Genomic DNA, 18,796 nt, shown 5'->3' on the forward strand with positions numbered 1-18,796 from the left:
CTAAATAAATTTAATATGATTCTGTTTAATAAAATAATTTCTTCGAAATCAATATTTTATTATTAGTGGCTCTTTCAATGATTTGGCAAAACGCTCGGTATATTCTGCAAATTCGTCTTGATTGGCAAAACCAAACTTAGACCAACCATAGCCGGTATAATATACGAGCGGAGTGTTTGGCTGGTAAGTAGTGATACCCAACATGTGCGAGTAAGTATCTTTCACCGGTTTGCCATCAACTGTTTTGTCTACGGTGTATGTGTTAGATTCTACACCCTCCATTCCGTTAGGAAACAAAAGTCCGACAAATACATCTCCTGCTTTTGCACTGGCTTCGCGATAGATTACAAATTCATTATTTGCAATGGTCGATGTTGAGTCTGCCGGATTGCGGTCTGCTATACCTGCAGCCACTTTCATTGGCTCTGTTGTGCCATACTCTTGTGTCACTTTAGTGTACTGAGCATCGGCATCAATAGAAATTTGACGGCATTCGGCAAATGTTTTTCCGTTCACGGTAATGTCTTTGTACATAAAACGAACAGTTGTACGTAAAGGTCCGTTTTCCAACACTTCAGGTTTTCCCGTGAAATTTTCGTTCAGAATAAGTTTTCCATCAACGTAAGGAGCCATTGCTCCACCTCCCAAGCTACGACCAACTTTGTAGTCGTCAAGCCCCTCGCCATGATCTTCGTGATAAGACTGTCCGTTTTCAAGATCGCCTTTATACCATTTGTCGATAACAAGGTCTTCGGTACGTTTATACCAGATGTCGATACCATTGCTAGGGCCATCGGTTGCCATCAGAGCTTCACCGTAGATGCGAAAAGCCGTCCGGTTGTTTTCCCAAGCAAAATCATCTTTGCGTTCGGTGATGAGCCGTCCGTATGTTTTGGCAGGAAAGTCTTGTTTTGCTCCTGCCGCAATGGTGAACGTTCCCGATTGTTTTGCATCCAGACCCGATTGGAAGATAAGTTTATGATCGTATGTGAATTGCGAAGGAAGTACATTGCCTTGCGCATCTTTCACAACATAGGCTTCTCCATCTTTCAGGGAGATCGCTTCCAGTTTAGATGCGGGTATTTCCACCATGTCGCCGGCTCTGTTAAAATCGCTCGGATTTTCGACAGTAACCTTTACTTCAACGTTTGACGAGCAAGACGCAAAAAATGCTGCCACAAATAATAAATAAAATATTTTTTTCATTTTGTTTTCCATTTAGTTTAGTGAACTGTTTAAAAAATTAAGAATGAAGAATTAAGAATGAAAAATATATTCTCTCAATTTACCTCTTGTTCTTTGAAAAGAAATTCATCATTCTTAATTTTTTATTCTTAATTTATCTTAGCTTATCAGCTGTGAAAGTGTCCATATCGTCATAATCGAGGTTTTCGCCGCACATTGCCCAAATGAAAGTATAGTTGCTTGTGCCGGCAGCCGAGTGTATCGACCATGATGGTGAAATTACTGCTTGCTCGTTGCCCATAAAAATGTGACGGGTTTCCTGAGGCTCGCCCATGAAATGACAAACTGATTGTTGTTCAGGTATTTTGAAATAGAAGTATGCTTCCATACGACGCGAGTGTGTGTGTGGAGGCATTGTATTCCAAACGCTACCTTCTTTCAGTTCGGTCATACCCATTTGAAGCTGGCAACATGGAACTATCTCGCTCAATATAAGCTGATTCAGAAGACGCTCGTTCGATGTTTTAGGAGAACCTAAATCACGAGTGCGACGCATTTCTGATGTAATTTGAGCTGTTGGATATTCTTTATGTGCTGGAGAAGATGCGAAATAGAATTTCGCAGGTTTTGAAGTGTCTTTACTTTTAAAGATAACTTCTTTTGAACCACGACCCACATAAACTGCATCTTTAAATGCCATTTGATAATCTTTTCCGTCAACTGTTACAACTCCCTCACCTTCAATGCAGATGATGCCAAGCTCACGTCTTTCGCAGAAATACTCGGAACGAATCAGGTCAACTGTTTCCAGTTTCAATGCTTCTTTCACAGGCAATGCACCACCGATAATAAGGCGGTCGTTGTGTGTGTAAGTCATTAACACGCTATCAGCTTCGAAAAGTTTTTCTACAAGGAACTCTTTGCGAAGTTGAGTCGTATCGTAATTTTTTACATCGTTGGGGTGTGTTCCCCAACGCTCTTCTATTGTTGTTTTCATTTCAATAAATATTTTAATATTTGTAGTTTAATTTTCCCATTCATAAAAGGCTTTCAACCTTAAAATTTAAAGAATTGTTTTGCATTATAGTAAGAAACATCTTCAACGATCTTACCTATAAATTTCATTTCGGAAGCAGGAAGCAAACCTTGCTCAACGTCGTTGCCCAACAGGTTGCAAAGTATTCTTCTGAAATACTCGTGACGAGGATATGACAAGAAACTGCGTGAGTCTGTCAACATACCTACAAAACGGCTCAAAAGTCCCAATACTGATAATGAGTTCATTTGTGCTTCCATTCCTGTTTTTTGATCGAGGAACCACCATCCCGAACCAAACTGTATTTTACCGGCAACCGAACCGTCTTGGAAATTACCTATCATTGTTGCTATAAGGTCATTATCCCTTGGGTTGAGGTTGTAGATAATTGTTTTAGCCAACTTGTTGTCAGTATCTAAACGATTCAGGAATTTAGACATCGCTTTAGCCACGGTGAAGTCTCCTATTGAATCGAATCCTGTATCCGGACCTAGTTGCTTGAACAAGCGAGTGTTGTTGTTGCGGATAGCACCATAGTGGAACTGTTGTGTCCAACCTTTTTCCCAATCCATGATAGCTCCTTCGACAAGCATAGCCGATTTGAACTTAATGATCTCTTCTTGAGTAAGTTCTTTGCCTCCGTATACTTTATTAAAGATTGCTTCGATTTCTGCATCTGTATAGTCTTCGGCATAAAATTCTTCGATACCGTGATCGGAAAGTTTACAACCAACACTTGCAAAGAAATCGTGACGATTGCGAAGCGCTACTATCAAATCGCTGAACTTGCTGATAGACACACCCGAAACATTTGATAGTTGCTCCACATAAGCACGGAAATTGGCGGGAACTTCTACTGCCATAGCCTTATCAGGACGCCATGTTGGCAATACTTTGATCGAGAAACCTTCTTTCTTCAACGCCAAATGGTATTCCAAACTGTCAACAGGATCGTCTGTCGTACATACCGCTTCCACATTGTAGTGCTTCATCAAACCACGAGCCGAGTATTCGGGAGTTTGAAGTTTTGCGGTACATTCTTCATAAATTTCACGAGCAGTTGATGGATTCAAGATTTTATCTACACCAAAAGCAGTTTTCAACTCCAAATGTGTCCAGTGGTAAAGAGGGTTACGCATTGTGTACGGAACGGTTTCGGCCCACTTTTCAAATTTTTCCCAGTCTGTTGTGTCTTTACCTGTACAGAAACGCTCGTCAATACCATTGGTACGCATTGCGCGCCATTTGTAGTGGTCGCCTCCCAACCATATTTCACTCAAATTGGTGAACTTGTGGTCTTCTGCAATCATCTTAGGATCGAGATGGCAGTGGTAGTCGATAATTGGCAATCCTTTAGAATGCTCGTGATAGAGTTTTTGAGCAGTTTCGGTTTGTAATACGAAATTGTCGTCAAGAAATTGTTTCATGCTTGTATTTTTTTTATATATATTAATATTGATATTAATTCCCCAAAAATATTTTCAGTTAACAAGATACGACGTGCGAGATACAAGCATTTGCTCGTCAATTCGTCTACTTGTAACTCGTAACTGCTTATTTATAAAGTGTCTTCGCAATACCCATTTCCAGACCTCTTAATTCGGCAAGACCACGCAGACGACCTATACAAGAATATCCCGGATTGGTTTTCTTCTTCAAATCGTCAATCATCTGATGCCCATGATCGGGGCGGAAAGGAATTGATATGTTTCTTCTTTGCTGTATTTCCAAAAACTCCTTCATTACGTTGTACATGTCAACATCTCCCTCAAGATGGTTGGCTTCGAAGAAGTTGCCTTCCGCATCACGTTGTGTTGAACGCAAGTGAACGAAATTTACTCTGTCACCAAAAGTTCTGATGATTTTTGGCAGGTCGTTGTCGGCGCGCACTCCGAATGAACCTGTACAGAAACAAAGTCCGTTCGACTCATTTGGCACGGCATCAATCAATTTCTGGAAATCGTCTCCTGTACTCAGAATGCGAGGCAAACCAAGTATAGCATAAGGAGGATCGTCAGGGTGAATAGCCAGTTTCACGCCAACTTCGTCGGCAACAGGCGCTATTTCTTTCAAGAAGTCGATCAGGTTCTGGCGAAGCCTTTCTGCCGAAATGTCGTTATATCTATCAAGTTGTTTTTGGAATTCCTCCAAAGTAAAGCTTTCCTCTGCTCCGGGAAGTCCTGCAATCATATTGCGTACAAGCAAATCTTTGTCTGCCTGGCTCATACTTTCGTAACGGGCTTTTGCTTTTGCAATATCTTCTGCGCTGTATTCTTTTTCTGCTCCCGGGCGTTTAAGGATAAACAGTTCGAAAGCCATGAAAGCCGCACGTTCGAAGCGTAACGCTTTTGAACCGTCGGGCATAGTGTAGGCAAGGTCAGTGCGTGTCCAGTCGAGCACCGGCATGAAGTTGTAAGTAACAATCATTACCCCGCACTTAGCCAGGTTTCGGATACTTTCTTTATAATTTTCGATGTATTTTTTGTAGTCGCCTTCTTGAGTCTTGATATGCTCGTGAACGGGAATACTTTCCACTACCGACCAAGTCAAACCGGCATCTTCAATTTCTTTCTTGCGCTTTTCTATTTCTTCAACAGTCCACACTTCACCGTTTTTGATATGGTGCAGTGCTGTTACTATCCCTGTTGCTCCTGCCTGAGCTATATCTGCTAATATGATTGGATCATTTGGTCCGTACCAACGCCATGTTTGTTCACTTAAAACCATGATTGTTAATTTGAAAAATTAAAAATAAACTAATGAGCTAAATCAAATTGAAAATGCGTCAAAACCGCCATCAACAACAAGCAATGTGCCTGTAACGAATTTCGAAGCATCGCTGATGAGGTAATGAACCGAACCCAAAAGCTCGTCTGCATCGCCAAATCGTCCGAACGGAGTATGAGCCAGAATCGTTTTAGAACGGTCTGTATACGAGCCATCGGGGTTGATTAACAAGTCACGGTTCTGATTTGTTACAAAAAATCCCGGAACAAGAGCGTTTACTCTGTAATCTCCTTCAAATTTTTGGCTCAATTCGCCAGCCAGATATTTTGTGAAACTGGCTACGGCAGCTTTAGCAGCACCATATCCGGCAACGCGTGTAAGCGGGCGAAGCGCCGATTCGGAAGCAAAATTGATGATGTTTCCTTTTCCGTTATCAACCATTGCTTTTGCGAATACCATTGTCGGGATCACTGTTCCAAACAGGTTCAGGTCAACAACTTTTTTGAAGTCGTCGATATTCAAATCAAAAATATTTTTATCGGGTGGAATTGTGGCTCCCGGCATATTTCCTCCTGCTGCATTGATAAGGACATCTATTTTATTGTATGCCTTAAGAATTGCGGTACGATTTTCTTCCAATACCTCTTTCTTCAAAACATCTGTCATCAAGAACATTGCGTCTCCGCCGTCAGCTTTGATTTTAGCAACCAACTCGTCTCCTTTTTCCTGAATACGGTCAAGGATAACTATTTTACAACCTTCTTTTGCCAGATATTGGGCGATGTCAGATCCTAGAACCCCACATCCTCCGGTAATCACGATTACCTTTCCTTCGATACTAAATAAATTGTTTTTCATTGTTGTTTTTATAATTTGTAATTGTTGTAGTAATCAACGTTTTCTTTCAACAGGATATCTATCGGCATATAGTTTTCCTTGTTGGGTGTTTGCTTAAACAGGAAATAATTTCCCAAGGCTTTCACAGCGTCATACCCTTGCAAATCGGGGCGTTGCGAAAGCAGGAACATAATCTGTCCGTTTTTTAAGGCATCCACATTGCCCTCGATGGCATCGTGACCAATAAGCATGATGTTTGTTTTCAGCTTATTGTTAATCTTATTCAACAGGTTTATGAGTTCGTAAATACGTGAGTTGAAAACGATTCCGCCTATCAGGTTCTGATTTTTTTCGAGTAAAGCGGTCAATTGATTGAGGCTCTGCGTATGATCGTCAGGATCAATTTCTATGTGATGGATTGTTCCCTTATATTTTATAGTGTTGAGATAATCCATGAAACCCATTTCACGGGTTTTCATCTGAACGGAAACCTCTGTGTGTTTGAATTTTACGTGAGTGAAAAATATGTCGGAATCTTGTCCTATTGCCCCTGTCAACAGTTTTGCGGCTATTGTTCCGCTCACAAAAGAGTTTCCTCCGAAGTATGCCAGATGATTTTGACCCGGAATGTCGGAATCTATGTATATGTATGGAATCTCCATTTCATCCAGCTGTTTGGATAGTGTTATGACCGGACCTTCGAAAAGGGTGGCGATAACTACACCGTCAAACTTGCTGTTGAGCAGTGCTTTGGCTGATTCCTGAAAAGAATTTCTGTCATATTGGTCGAAATGGAAATATTCGACATTGATATTAAATTTACGCATCTCGGCAGATGCTCTGTTTATTCCTTCACAAGCCAGTTCCCAGTAACTTCCTTTTGTATAGAATGGAACAATTGCAGCGAAAGTATAAGTCCGCTTCGAAGCCAAAAAGCGGGCAACCATGTTGGGTTCGTAGTTTATTTCTTTAAGAACTTTTTCTACTCGTTCCCTTTTTTCTTCCGAAACGTGCCCTCTGTTATGCAAAACACGGTCGACCGTACCTATGGAAACTTCGGCCATCCGTGCTATATCAACGATGCGTATATTTGATTTTGACTTCATCCTTAAGCGTTATTTCTTAAAAGTGGACACAAACTATAACCGATTAAAGTGTGTGCGCACACAAAAAAAATTGAAAATCATTTATGAATGGTTACAAATATACAATTATTTTGTTTTAAATGGATGTGTGTGCGCACACAAAAAATATGTTAAATATGTTATGTTGTTGATATTTAATTGAATATGTGGGTGTGTCTTGTGGTGATATGTTATCAAACATAGAATGTCACTTTTCTTGGGTTGAGAAAGTGAATATCACCCTAGAGGATTAAACAAGTAATTCACTATCATGGCTGCAATTATTAGAAGTGAGTTGGCATTGCCTCTTGTTGTTTTTTTCTTGTAATAGAGATAAATGGCTTCCCCAATCAGGAAAAAGAAAATAAAGTAAGCTACGGCTATTGCAAAAATAATACATCCTAAGCCAACATCACCTTTGGGTTTGTCTGGCGTTGATTGTGGAACAGAGTAAAGCGATACGATTAGTGTGGCTATGGGAACACCTATTAAAATTGCTAACCGGACAAGCAATTGTTTTATATCTACGTACTTTTGCATTGTGATTTTTTTGTCACAAAAATAGGATATGTTTTCCGTTTTGTTCTACTTTTAGCAAATGAAAAAACCGCCAAGGAATGTATCCTCAACGGCTTCATGTTTTTTTTCTGATTCCTGTTCTGTTAATCTCAGTCGGATAATAATGCGTGCGTACACAATCTTTTTTCAAATAAACTAACTAATCTATCACTACAAATATACTCTGAATGGGATTTGTGTGTACGCACACATGTCATGAGTAGCCACTAAACTATTGGTTCTGCAAATATACAAGCATTTTTTTTATCTGCAAATATGTGTGCGTACACATATTCTTTTGTGTTTGATTATAATGTTGAAAATCAGGGATTTGTTATATTTGTGTTTTTGTTAAATATGTTTTCTAACATAAAAATAGCCTTGTTTTGTGTTCTTTGGTTGGCAAAATATTGATAATTTTACCCCTCCTCTTTATAATTTGATTGATAATTGACAGGTCGATATGACAAAAAGCTATCGTTTTGGTTGGACGAAAAACTGTTGTTGTATCCTAATGTATTGTCTTCTAGTGTTTTGATCTGTTCTGCCGTGAAATATACTATTGTTTCTCCTTTCATGCGTGCATCGCTGATGATGGATAATATATCGGACGGAATGAATGTACCTTTGGTTTTGTCTTCTATTTCCGCAATAGATAGGCCAACTTTTCCTTTAGTTGTGTTGCTCGTATTCTTCTCTTCAACAGCGGGTTGGGGGATTATGGGGTCTTCCCGTTTTATATAATCCTGAATCTCTGGTTTTGCAGAATTTACAGGCTTGGATAGTTCCGGCTCGGATTTTTTTCTGCGTTCAATGTTAGCTATAACTTCCGATAGGTTTATGCTTCTCGGGTTTTCCGGTTGGCTTGCTTCGGGTTTTGGAGTTGTTGTGTTTTCTACGGGTTTTGCTTGATTGGCCGATTGTGGTTTTTGCGAAGTGCTCTTCTGTAATACCTTGTTTATTTGCTCTTTAATGATCCCTGTGATTTGACGGCATTGAGCCAATTCTTCTTCATATATAGTTTTTAGCATCAATTGGTTTTTGATGGGTGTCTGGGCTCTGTTGATTAGTTTGTTAGCATTGAAAAATTCTATTTGAACAAAGGGACTGCTGTGTTGTTTTCTCTTGATATTTAAATAAATACATGTGTCTATGTTTATAATATTCATGTTTTCTTCAGGTTTTTTTCTGACTGCAATCTCAAGCGATTCTATATCTTGAGGCTGCAATATTGTCACAGCCAAATCGCAGTTGACGAATGCCATTTTTCCGGAAGATGATTCTATGCCGAAAGCATAAAATGCTTGTTTACTTTCTATTATCCTGTTGGCCTTGAATCCGGAAATATTTTTTAATATATCAAGAAGAGCTTGTTTCGACGGCATTTCCATCCACTTTTCACCATCGCTGTTTGGTCTTTGAACTTGTTTGTTTGGGTTTTTTAAGTTGCTGAAATATAAGATACTTCCAATAATTAGTATGACAATCCAAAATTCCATATAGCATTAATTGTTAAGTGTTCTTGTTTACAAATATACAGAATTCGGGCGATGACGACAATCTTAAATTAAATGAATAATGGGTAATTCTTTACAGAGCTACCCATTTATAAATGAAAAAAAAGATTTATGTAGTCGCATATCAGCTTTTTTGTGATATGGCACGTTTATTATGCTTTTATAATGAAGTTGTATTTGTTTATCTATTCTCAACAAGTTCAAAGAAGCCACTAATCTCTTGTTGGTCTATTGCCTGGCGAACATTATACCGTTTTACCTGATCCATATAACCTTTTTTTGTGACCTTTATTTCTATTGTGACATCTCGTGAATTTTCATAAGTTAATCCTAAAATATTAAATGAACGAGTTTCTTCATAAGGTGTGTTAGTCAAATAAGTTTCATTTGTGTTTTTTACATGATCGGGAATACTAGAAATAACTCGCCAAAAGATACGACCTCCACGAGGATCAGAGTCGAAATTCCAACGAATAATAGTCCGTTCTAAAGCTGTGCCGCCAGGATTGTCTCGTGTAACCATATTCTTAGCCTCTCCGGCACGAATTGTAGGGTCTTCGATAGGTACTTTTTTTGCATTACCTTGTGTGAAGTCGTAGAAAATATTTGAATCCGAGTACTTATACCATGCACCTGTACCTAAATCTACAAGCGCACCGGGAATAGCACCAAAGGCAATATTTGCTATTACAGTGGGGTTGAAAGAACCTTCTTTTTTTACTTGACCATCTTCATATCCGTTTTTTTGGAGTGAAACGGTTACTGATTTCTTACGAGGGATTTTCACTTCGGCAGGAGTAATTATTTGCATGTCTTTTCCATCTACAAATACTCTTGCACCAGGAGGATTTGTTGATACGTGCATTTTTTGTTTTGTTCCTGATAATATTGATGCGCAAGAAGTTAATAAAGTTGTGGTTATAATAATGAAGGCAAAAAGATTTATTGTATTTCTCATATTTTACTTAATGTTACATTTTCTACTCTTATCGTTTTTCGATACCACGCCCTGCTCTTTTACAAGGTTCACAAGGTTTATTCCTTTTTCTCGTATTCTTTACAAATACAGTTGTTCATACTGATAGTCATAGGTTCATCATAGTCTAAAAAGTTTTGATTGTTTGTGCTTACTCTGTTGTTTGATAGGATTTTCAGCTGTCTCCTTTATTAATATGCATATTCACAATGGAACACAAAAATAAGAATTATTTTATTCTAATGACATATTTGTCAGTGAAAAGTTTCCAGATAAATGACATTTTTGTAAGTGAAATGAGAAAACAAAGGTGTAATCAGGAATTACTTACTAAAATTGCTAGGAAAATAAAGCAATTAAGAGAAGAAAAAGGTATCTCGCAAGACACCTTTTATATTGACACTGACATACACATTGCTCGTATCGAATTGGGTAAGGTCAATATTACGGTGAGTACATTGAAGGATATATGTGATTATTTTTCTATAAACTTGTCCGATTTCTTTAAGGATATTTGATATTTCTTCCAAACTTTATGCAAACACAGCAATGAAAAATAATCTTATACTACTTTCAATCTTGTTTTTGTCTGTCAATTTTATTTCGGCACAAAATGTACCTACTATAAATGCCACTATTGTGAATGGAAGTTATCCGGATGATACACAATTTAAGGAGTGGGAGCGTTACGACAAAATATACCGTTCTATGTTTGATAGCGACTGGAGGAAGATTAAAACGCTTGAAGGTTTATCTGCGGAAGACAGACGGTATATGGATATGATGTCCTCTAAATTTGACGGAGATTTGGAGGAGTATCCTTGGGCTGTTATCGGTCCCGGTTGCAGTTGGTATTGCGGAGCGTCTTATGAGATGAAGGCTTCTTCCATTTTGCCCGATGCAGGAAAAAATACGTATAAGGTTGAGAATCTTTTGGATGACGATGTGCGTACAGCCTGGGTTGAGGGTGTGAAAGGATACGGGATAGGGGAGAGTGTCTCTTTTATTTTCGCCGAAGGGGCCGCACGCGCCACCTCGTGCAGTTTGGTGACAGGATATTCGAAAGATGAGCGCACATGGAAAAATAATTCGAGGGTAAAGGCATTTAATATTTATGAAAATGAAAAGTTGGTTGCTGCCGTTAATCTGAAAGATACAAGGTGTATTCAATCTTTTGAACTGAAAAATCATCGTCGAAATAAGGAGGCTATGACCCTCAAGTTTGTTATTACTGAAGTTTATAAAGGTGACAAGTATGATGATACAGCTTTCAGTGAAATTGTTTTCGATGGAGAAGATGTGCATTGTTTGGCGGCGGGCACAAACATCACAATGGCAGACGGATCCTTAAAAAAGATTGAGGACGTTGCGGTCGGAGATTCGGTTCTTTCGTATGATGAGCAAACGAACTCGGCTTTTGCAAATAAAGTGAAAAAACTACATTCGGCTATACATCAGAATATTGTAAAGATAACTTTGTCGAGCGGAATAACCCAAAAGACAATTTATACTACGGACGATCACCCATTTTGGTCGGGAGAAGATTGGGTGTCGTACAATCCTGAAAAAACGAGCAGATGCAAACATTATGAAACTATTGGTAGGTATGATATAGGGAAGCCTCTACTGGTTTTGTATTGGGGAAAGGGTGCAGTGCCTACGCAAATAACAAATATAGAAGTGTTGTCGGGCAAATTCCAAACCTACACATTGGAGTTGGAAAATGGAGACGGCTGTTTTATAGCAAATTCTTTTGTAGTAGGGCAGGAGTGATTTTGTCTAGTCTTTAAATGGTAATTTTAGTTGGATGGCAAACTGATCGCTTTCGTCATCCATATTTTTTATACTTAACCCGATCAGGCGAACCCTGGGAGACAAGTCTACTTGCCTGAGCAGATCAAATCCTATTTCGAATAGGGTGTGGAAACTGGTGACGGGTAATGCCACCGTTTTGCTGCGGGTGATGACTTTAAAGTCTGCGAACTTCAATTTCAGGGTTACGGTTCTGCCCAGAAAGTCACGTTTGCCTATTCGTTCTATTACGTCTTGGGCAACTTCACTAAGTTTTGTGCCCAATTCGGCTATGTCGTCTATGTCTGTGGAAAATGTTATTTCCGCTCCGATGGATTTTCTGATGCGGTTGGGTTCAACCGGGCGGTCGTCAATAGCCCTTGCATTCTGATAGTATATATGTCCGGCTTTGCCAAATATGGTCATTAGCTGAACTTCGGTTCGTCTTTTCAAATCGGCTCCGGTTTCTATACCCATTTGGTGCATTTTCATTGCGGTTACTTTTCCCACTCCAAAGAACCGTTCTATGGGAAGGCTTTCCACAAATTGTTCGGCTACTTTAGGCTTAATGATAAACAGTCCGTCTGGCTTATTGTAATCGGAAGCTATCTTTGCCAGAAATTTGTTGAATGATACTCCTGCGGATGCCGTTAGTCCGGTTTCTTCCTTTATTCGTTTCTTTATTTCCTGAGCTATCTGTGTGGCAGAGGCTATACCTTTATGGTTGTCTGTGACATCCAAAAAGGCTTCGTCGAGCGATAAAGGTTCTACAAGATCGGTATATTCAAGGAAAATATCCCTTATTTGTCTCGAAACTTCTCTGTATACGTCGAAGCGTGCTGGTACGAATATAAGTTGAGGGCATTTTCTTTTGGCTGTTTTGGATGCCATTGCCGAATGCACACCAAACTGTCGGGCCTCGTAACTGGCAGCGGCTACTACACCCCGATCGCCAGAGTAACCTACCGCAACAGGTTTGCCCCGGTATTCAGGATTGTCTCTTTGCTCGATGGAAGCATAAAAGGCGTCCATGTCTATATGGATAATTTTACGCATACTTCTTATTGCAAAGTTAGAAAATCATTGAAGTATTATTCATAAAAAAAGAGTTGTTAACTTTTGTGCTAACAACTCTTCCTCTTTCTATTATAAGATGGTCATAATTGACTAATCCATACTAATTTCCCACTTGAATGAGCCAAAACTTCCCTGATCAACAGTCAGTGGACCTACAAATTCCAACTTTCTGTTACAAGCATCTATGTCTCCCGATGCTGCAACTGCAAAATTAGAGTAAGGTCCGTATACCGGATATATTATAGTCTTAGGTATAGACAATGTATGTGTTGCCGGATCAAATTTTATATGTACAGGAACATCATCTTCCAAGAATCCGATCATAATTAGCTCTGTGTCTGATGCTTTAGTTGTAGTGATTTGGTATTCTGCACCATCATCGCTACCGTCAATGACAGTTGCTTTACCAACAAAATCATCAATAATGAGTGGGCAAACAACAGGATAGCGTACACGAACCGAATATTTTCTGTCTCCTACTTCCCATCCGGCCTGAGCATTATTGTTAAATCCTGTTTCCGGAGTCCAGCCATAGACAACGTAACCATCTTTCAATACAGCATTTGTTGTTATTTGAACCAACTCTCCACTTTGAGGCAAACCGGTTGTTCCAAATAGTTGATACATCTCACCCATATCTAGGCTTATTTCATTTTCAAAATCAGAGGGTTTGATGTTGTCTTTTACTATTTTTGTTGTAACTTTTTTATCTAAATCAGTAAAAACACCGACCAATTGAACATAGTCGAGATGAGAATAATCTCCTTGTTGCCAAGGTATGGATATCTTAACTTTATACGTTCCGTTAACATCTCCATCTTCAATCACACCATCCGTATCTGCAACTCTATAGATGTCAACTACAACACCTTTCTTTACGTCGTCAATAGGATAGGGTAAGTCCCTGTCACATCCCGTAGCAAAAAGCATCACTAGGGCGACAATAATATATGATCTGAATATATTGAAATATTTCATAGTTCTTTTGTTTTTATAAGATTTATTTGTCCCAGAAAATAATTTTTGAAGAGAGGTCTCTTCCTTCATTTGTAACATTAGGATTTCTACTAACCTCAGAATCAGGATACCATAATGCTCTAGGATAATTGTTTATACCTTTCAATGGAATAGTTTCGGGGCCTATAGTAGGCTCTTTGTCCGGTTTGTACGGAGATATAGCTTCGCGTGTTTCTTTTGAGATAAGTGTTGGATATCCTGTACGACGGTAGTCTGTGTATGCTTCAACCGGATTGAAGAAATTGGCAATCCATTTTTGAGTCATTACAATTCTAAGTTTTTCGTCATTTGTTGTTGCTTTGTCGTATACAGTCAATATTTTCTCTACAAATTCATTTATATCTTTCTTTTCAATAACAGGAGCAGTTCCTTTTGCTGCCTGAGATACAGTATTCACGTGCTCTATTGAAGATCTTATTCCTTCGTCCAGCATTGCTCTTGCGTCACCGCTAGCATCACCTGTCAGGTATAGCTCAGCTTTTAAGAAAGGAACAGAATATGCCTGAAGCAGTTTTTCAGGGGCAATACCCGTACCCACTCCTTTATCGCATTTTCCACCTTTGCCATCGTCGTATTTTCCTCCACAAGGGTAGATCCCTATAAATGAGGATGAAGAGCGTTGATCGCTACCTGCATACGATGAATTTGATGCAAAGAATATTGATACGAATCCGCCGTCACGGTAATCAGTCATATTTTGTGCAATACTGTCTGCCGTACATTGGTTTACCCAATAGTATGGAACACGAATATCTTTGATGTTTACGAATGGATTGTCTTTTACGTTGTAAGTCAAACCTGACATTGTTTCATAAATCCAAGGACTGATATAATAAGTACTTTGACCTCCAAGATACTCACTTACATAGGCTTGATTACGTTCGTCCGGATTATCTTTATCTGTATGCTTAAATTCAAAATCTTCACCATCTTCTAAAAAGTTATTTTCGCTAAGAAGGCTTGATAATTTTGAATCCCAATTGGTAATGTCGGATTTTGCCTTTCTCGAATTTACAAGAAGTTTCAATTTCAGAGTGTTACCCATTTTTATCCACAAATCAATATCTCCTCCATAGAAAAGATCATCTTTGCCCGGTGTAAATTTGTTGGTCGATTCTTCATTTTCCAAATCTGCAATAGCTTCATCTATCAAAACAAACAAATCATTATAGATTTCTTTGTCTTTGTCTAATTTAGGGAAGAACAATTTATACACATTTGCTTCGCTGTATGGAACATCTCCCCATAAGTCAACCAAATTAGTATACAGATATGCTTTTAGCAATTTTCCAATCCCGGCATATTGAGAATTGTCGGTTTCCTCAGCCATTTCGATAACTGCGTCAATGTTTTTTACCCCATAGGTATATACTCGTAACCAAGTGTTACCCATTGTTACGTACGTAGAGGAAATACTAAAGTTATCCACTTCTCTGGTTGATAAATGGAATACATAAGAAGGTAAACTCGTCCCTAAAAAGTCGCCCGTAGCAAAAGAATTAGCTATTTCATATTGTGCTCCGGGAAGTAATGATGCTAATGTTGCGGTAGTCGGTTTGTTTGGATTGTTATTTACATCCAGATAGTCGTCACAACTAACGGTAAGCAATGCGACAGAACCAACTATATAATAAATTAAATTTTTAATTTTCATATTAAGTGATTTTTAGAATGTTAATCTCAAATTAAAAGCAAAACGTCTGGTGTTTGGAGCCGATGTATAGTCAATACCTTGCATATTAGAGCCTCCGTAAGAGCCAGCCATTGTCGGATCATAATTTGAGTGTTTTGGTACATTAGGTGCATGGAACCATAGGTTACGAGCCACGAAAGACACGTTTGCCGATCCGATGAATGTGTTTTGTAGCCATTTCTTTGGCAAGTCATATCCTAACGATATTTCTCTTAATCTTAATGTTGTTGCATCATAAGTCATCACTTCATCTACACCATTGCTTGCGAATGAAGTCACAGACGATGTGGCAGCAAACCAAAGATCTGATTCTGTCATTTGTATGTTGTTGGGAATTTTATTTCCATTCGCATCCAGTATTGGCTGTTGTGTTGACGCATCTGCTAAAACACCGGGCATAATACGTCCGCCATAACGGTTTTCAGTATCTTTAGTTACCCCACGTCCAAGAAGATCAGATACATATGTGGTGTAGATATTTCCTCCAACTTGAAGATCGAACATAACGCCAAGAGATATACCTTTGTATGTAAATGTATTGGAAAGGCTTGCTTTGTATTTCGGTGCAGGGTCACCTAAATAAGTAGGTTCATTATTTCTTAGGTAAAAACCTGAATTTGCATCAATAAGCATATTGCCTTCGTCGTCACGAGCGATAGTGCTACCATACAAAGCACCGTATGGCTTACCTTTTACCATTCTCAGTTTAGGTTCTGTAAAGTCTGTATACATGTCAACAGCATCCACTCCATTTGTCAACTCTTTTACTTCACTTTTGTTTTTTGTGTAAGTTGCATATAGATCCCATTTGAAGTCATTTGTTGCAATCGGAATAAGATTCAATCCTATTTCTACCCCTTTGTTATTAATCTTACCAAAGTTTGTCCAGTAACTTCCATATCCTGAAGAATAAGGGAGGGTAAGTGGTGCAATTTGGTCTGTTGTATTCCTGTTGTAGTAAGTGAAATCAATATTAACACGTCTATTAACTAATTGCAACTCTGCGCCAAACTCTATTTCTGTTGTAAATTCCGGTTTCAGTTTATCATCAAATAATTCATCATTAAGCGTTAACTTAGGAACTCCATTGTATGGCCTGCCTATTGTGTAGAAGCCATTTTTGTAATATGGATCAGCATCGTTACCTACTTTAGCCCAACTCAAACGCACCTTACCGAAGTTCAGCATATCATTTTCCAACCCGAAAGCATCTGTAAATACTAACGATCCTGAAACAGAAGGATAGAAGTAGCTCCTTTTGTTTTTTGGTAGCGTTGACGAAAGGTCGTTACGTCCGGTAAGTGTAATAAACGCATAGTTTTTATAATCTACTGTTACATCACCAAAAAAACCAACCAGACGTTGTTCTCTTTTTTCTGCTAAAGCTATTTGAGATTCTGTATTTAGTACATTTTTTACACCTTTAGACATAATGTTCTTACCCGTTATCGTATTGTCGTTCGATGTACGTTGGTTCACGCTTTGCCCCAGGTGGGCTATGATTCCATAGTCTTGTTTGATTCTGGTTTTATATTCAAGTATCAAATTTGACTCTATTTCTTGAAAATTATAATCAATATCTTTGATGCGCCCTTTTCCTCCTAAAGCTCTTGATCCAAGATTCAGTATTTCTTGACGCTTCATTTTATAATCGTTGATACCTATGGTGTAGGTAGCAGAAAATTCTTTTGAAAACTCATAAGCTGCATTGAAATTTGCCACTATTCTGTCCATCTTTGTATTGATGGTGTTATATTTCCAAGACCAAAGTGGGTTATCTGCTTGATCTCCAACATAGAATAAAGAATTTCCATCAGGAGTTTCGTATGGAAGCGACATATCCCAGTTACGACCAAGAATTAAAGCTCTGGCCAGAGACGATGCTCCGATACCACTCGATTGGTTGTTTCCGTACATCGCACCATTTTGCGTACTGCTCGAAAAAGATAATTTTCCACCAACTGTAAGTCCGTTAGTTAACTTCTGGTTACCTCCTACACTTATTCCATATCTGCTGAAATCTGAATGAGGTATATAGCTGTCCTGATCCATTTTAGATAATGTAGCACTGAAGTTACCTTTATCGTTATAGCTTGAGATATTTGCAGAAATATCATAGATTCCACCTGTTTCGAAAAGATCTTTCACATTGTTTTTATATGCCTTGTAAGGAACTACGTCCGGAAGATCCGGATAATATTTTCCATATCCCGCAGAGCTAAAGACATCACTGAGAGAGATTTCTTTTATGTCTCCGCCAAATGGCGCTCCCCAAGATCCGTTAGCACTAGTTGGAATGAAGTTGTTACCACCTCCAAATTTATTTTGATAGTTAGGTAGTGCGGTTACTTCTTCTATTGTATATGAGGCATTTATAGTTACTTCTGTGCCTTTGCCTGCATTTTTTCTGTTTCTCGATCCAGATTTTGTAGTTATAAGTATTACCCCGTTTGCAGCTCTTGAGCCATACAGAGAAGCCGCAGCCGCACCTTTAAGAACGCTCATCGACTCTATATCATTTGGGTCGAGAGTTGATATTCCGGTACCATATGCACCTCCGGCTTCACCCGCCTGATCTTGGCCACTAGTGCTCTCGTTGCTATATGGCATACCATCTACAACATACAATGGTTCGTTGTTTCCGAAGAAAGAAGAATTTCCTCGAATAGTGACTCTGGTTGCCGATCCTGCCGATCCTGATGCTCCGTTAATACTAACTCCCGGAATTTTACCATCAAGCGAACGCAACATATCAGGTTCTGCTTTTTGCATAGCTTCGTTTGCATCAACTATCGACATGCCATACCCTAACGAGCGGCTTGCCCTTTCGATACCGATAGCAGTGACTACCAGTTCGTCTAAACTTGTGTTAGATTTCAGAATTACTCTCACATTTGGTGTTATAGCTACCTCTTTTGTGTCCATACCAACGTATGAAACTACTAATGTTTTGCTATCGGCAGGAACATTCAAGGTGAACTTTCCGTCTACGTCAGTAGCATCCCCTACATTTGTACCTTTAACAATAACTGATGCGCCAATTATAGCTTCGCCGGTATCATCTACAACGATTCCGGTTACTTGCTTTGTCTGAGCCATCGTAACCCCGATGCTTAAGAATAAGCATGATAAGACAAATAACAATCTTTTCATAAATTAAAATTTAGTTAAACCCAATTACGACTTAATAATAATTATCTTCTTTTAAGTAGTCTAAACGCACAAACATACGTATAAGTTCATTAACATACAAAAACT

General features: G+C 38.8%; 15 protein-coding genes. 2 read left to right on the forward strand and 13 right to left on the reverse strand.

What is annotated here, in order from left to right; genetic code table 11:
- Positions 1–48: 48 nt before the first annotated feature.
- The 9 genes from D0T56_RS10490 to D0T56_RS10530 form a co-directional block, all read right to left on the reverse strand.
- Positions 49–1,206, reverse strand: coding sequence for a DUF4861 family protein (locus D0T56_RS10490; RefSeq protein WP_163320107.1), 1,158 nt, complete (start codon positions 1,204–1,206; stop codon positions 49–51).
- Between the two features lie 133 nt (positions 1,207–1,339).
- On the reverse strand, positions 1,340–2,182 hold the full coding sequence (gene kduI, locus D0T56_RS10495) for a 5-dehydro-4-deoxy-D-glucuronate isomerase (RefSeq protein ID WP_163320108.1): 843 nt from the start codon (positions 2,180–2,182) through the stop codon (positions 1,340–1,342).
- 59 nt (positions 2,183–2,241) lie between these two features.
- A complete protein-coding gene (gene uxaC, locus D0T56_RS10500; protein WP_163320109.1) occupies positions 2,242–3,648 on the reverse strand; it encodes a glucuronate isomerase in 1,407 nt (468 codons plus the stop codon).
- A 127-nt stretch (positions 3,649–3,775) separates the two neighbouring features.
- Positions 3,776–4,948: a mannonate dehydratase gene (gene uxuA / locus D0T56_RS10505; RefSeq protein WP_163320110.1), complete on the reverse strand. Its 1,173-nt coding sequence runs from the start codon at positions 4,946–4,948 to the stop codon at positions 3,776–3,778.
- A 42-nt stretch (positions 4,949–4,990) separates the two neighbouring features.
- Entirely contained in the window at positions 4,991–5,806 is an 816-nt protein-coding gene (locus D0T56_RS10510) for an SDR family oxidoreductase (RefSeq protein ID WP_163320111.1), read from the reverse strand.
- Positions 5,807–5,814: 8 nt separating this feature from the next.
- On the reverse strand, positions 5,815–6,891 hold the full coding sequence (locus D0T56_RS10515) for a substrate-binding domain-containing protein (protein WP_163320112.1): 1,077 nt from the start codon (positions 6,889–6,891) through the stop codon (positions 5,815–5,817).
- Positions 6,892–7,146: 255 nt separating this feature from the next.
- Positions 7,147–7,449 (reverse strand): hypothetical protein, encoded by a 303-nt coding sequence (locus D0T56_RS10520; RefSeq protein WP_163320113.1) that lies wholly within the window; start codon positions 7,447–7,449, stop codon positions 7,147–7,149.
- Positions 7,450–7,886: 437 nt separating this feature from the next.
- Entirely contained in the window at positions 7,887–8,966 is a 1,080-nt protein-coding gene (locus tag D0T56_RS10525) for a hypothetical protein (protein ID WP_163320114.1), read from the reverse strand.
- Positions 8,967–9,165: 199 nt separating this feature from the next.
- Positions 9,166–9,942: a PEGA domain-containing protein gene (locus D0T56_RS10530; protein ID WP_163320115.1), complete on the reverse strand. Its 777-nt coding sequence runs from the start codon at positions 9,940–9,942 to the stop codon at positions 9,166–9,168.
- Between the two features lie 314 nt (positions 9,943–10,256).
- Between D0T56_RS10530 and D0T56_RS10535 the strand changes: the two genes are divergently transcribed.
- Positions 10,257–10,478 (forward strand): helix-turn-helix domain-containing protein, encoded by a 222-nt coding sequence (locus tag D0T56_RS10535; RefSeq protein ID WP_163320116.1) that lies wholly within the window; start codon positions 10,257–10,259, stop codon positions 10,476–10,478.
- Positions 10,479–10,509: 31 nt separating this feature from the next.
- Positions 10,510–11,733 (forward strand): polymorphic toxin-type HINT domain-containing protein, encoded by a 1,224-nt coding sequence (locus D0T56_RS10540; protein WP_163320117.1) that lies wholly within the window; start codon positions 10,510–10,512, stop codon positions 11,731–11,733.
- 6 nt (positions 11,734–11,739) lie between these two features.
- Here the strand turns inward: D0T56_RS10540 and dinB are convergent, their stop codons facing one another.
- The 4 genes from dinB to D0T56_RS10560 form a co-directional block, all read right to left on the reverse strand.
- On the reverse strand, positions 11,740–12,807 hold the full coding sequence (dinB, locus tag D0T56_RS10545; protein WP_163320118.1) for a DNA polymerase IV: 1,068 nt from the start codon (positions 12,805–12,807) through the stop codon (positions 11,740–11,742).
- A gap of 111 nt (positions 12,808–12,918) precedes the next feature.
- Complete coding sequence (locus tag D0T56_RS10550) at positions 12,919–13,806, reverse strand: hypothetical protein (protein ID WP_255491154.1); 888 nt, start codon at positions 13,804–13,806, stop codon at positions 12,919–12,921.
- Between the two features lie 22 nt (positions 13,807–13,828).
- Entirely contained in the window at positions 13,829–15,499 is a 1,671-nt protein-coding gene (locus tag D0T56_RS10555; RefSeq protein WP_163320119.1) for a SusD/RagB family nutrient-binding outer membrane lipoprotein, read from the reverse strand.
- A 12-nt stretch (positions 15,500–15,511) separates the two neighbouring features.
- Positions 15,512–18,691 (reverse strand): SusC/RagA family TonB-linked outer membrane protein, encoded by a 3,180-nt coding sequence (locus D0T56_RS10560; protein WP_163320120.1) that lies wholly within the window; start codon positions 18,689–18,691, stop codon positions 15,512–15,514.
- Between the last annotated feature and the right edge of the window lie 105 nt (positions 18,692–18,796).

The organism is Dysgonomonas sp. 520 (assembly GCF_010501095.1).
In the GTDB taxonomy this organism is placed as follows: domain Bacteria; phylum Bacteroidota; class Bacteroidia; order Bacteroidales; family Dysgonomonadaceae; genus QVMP01.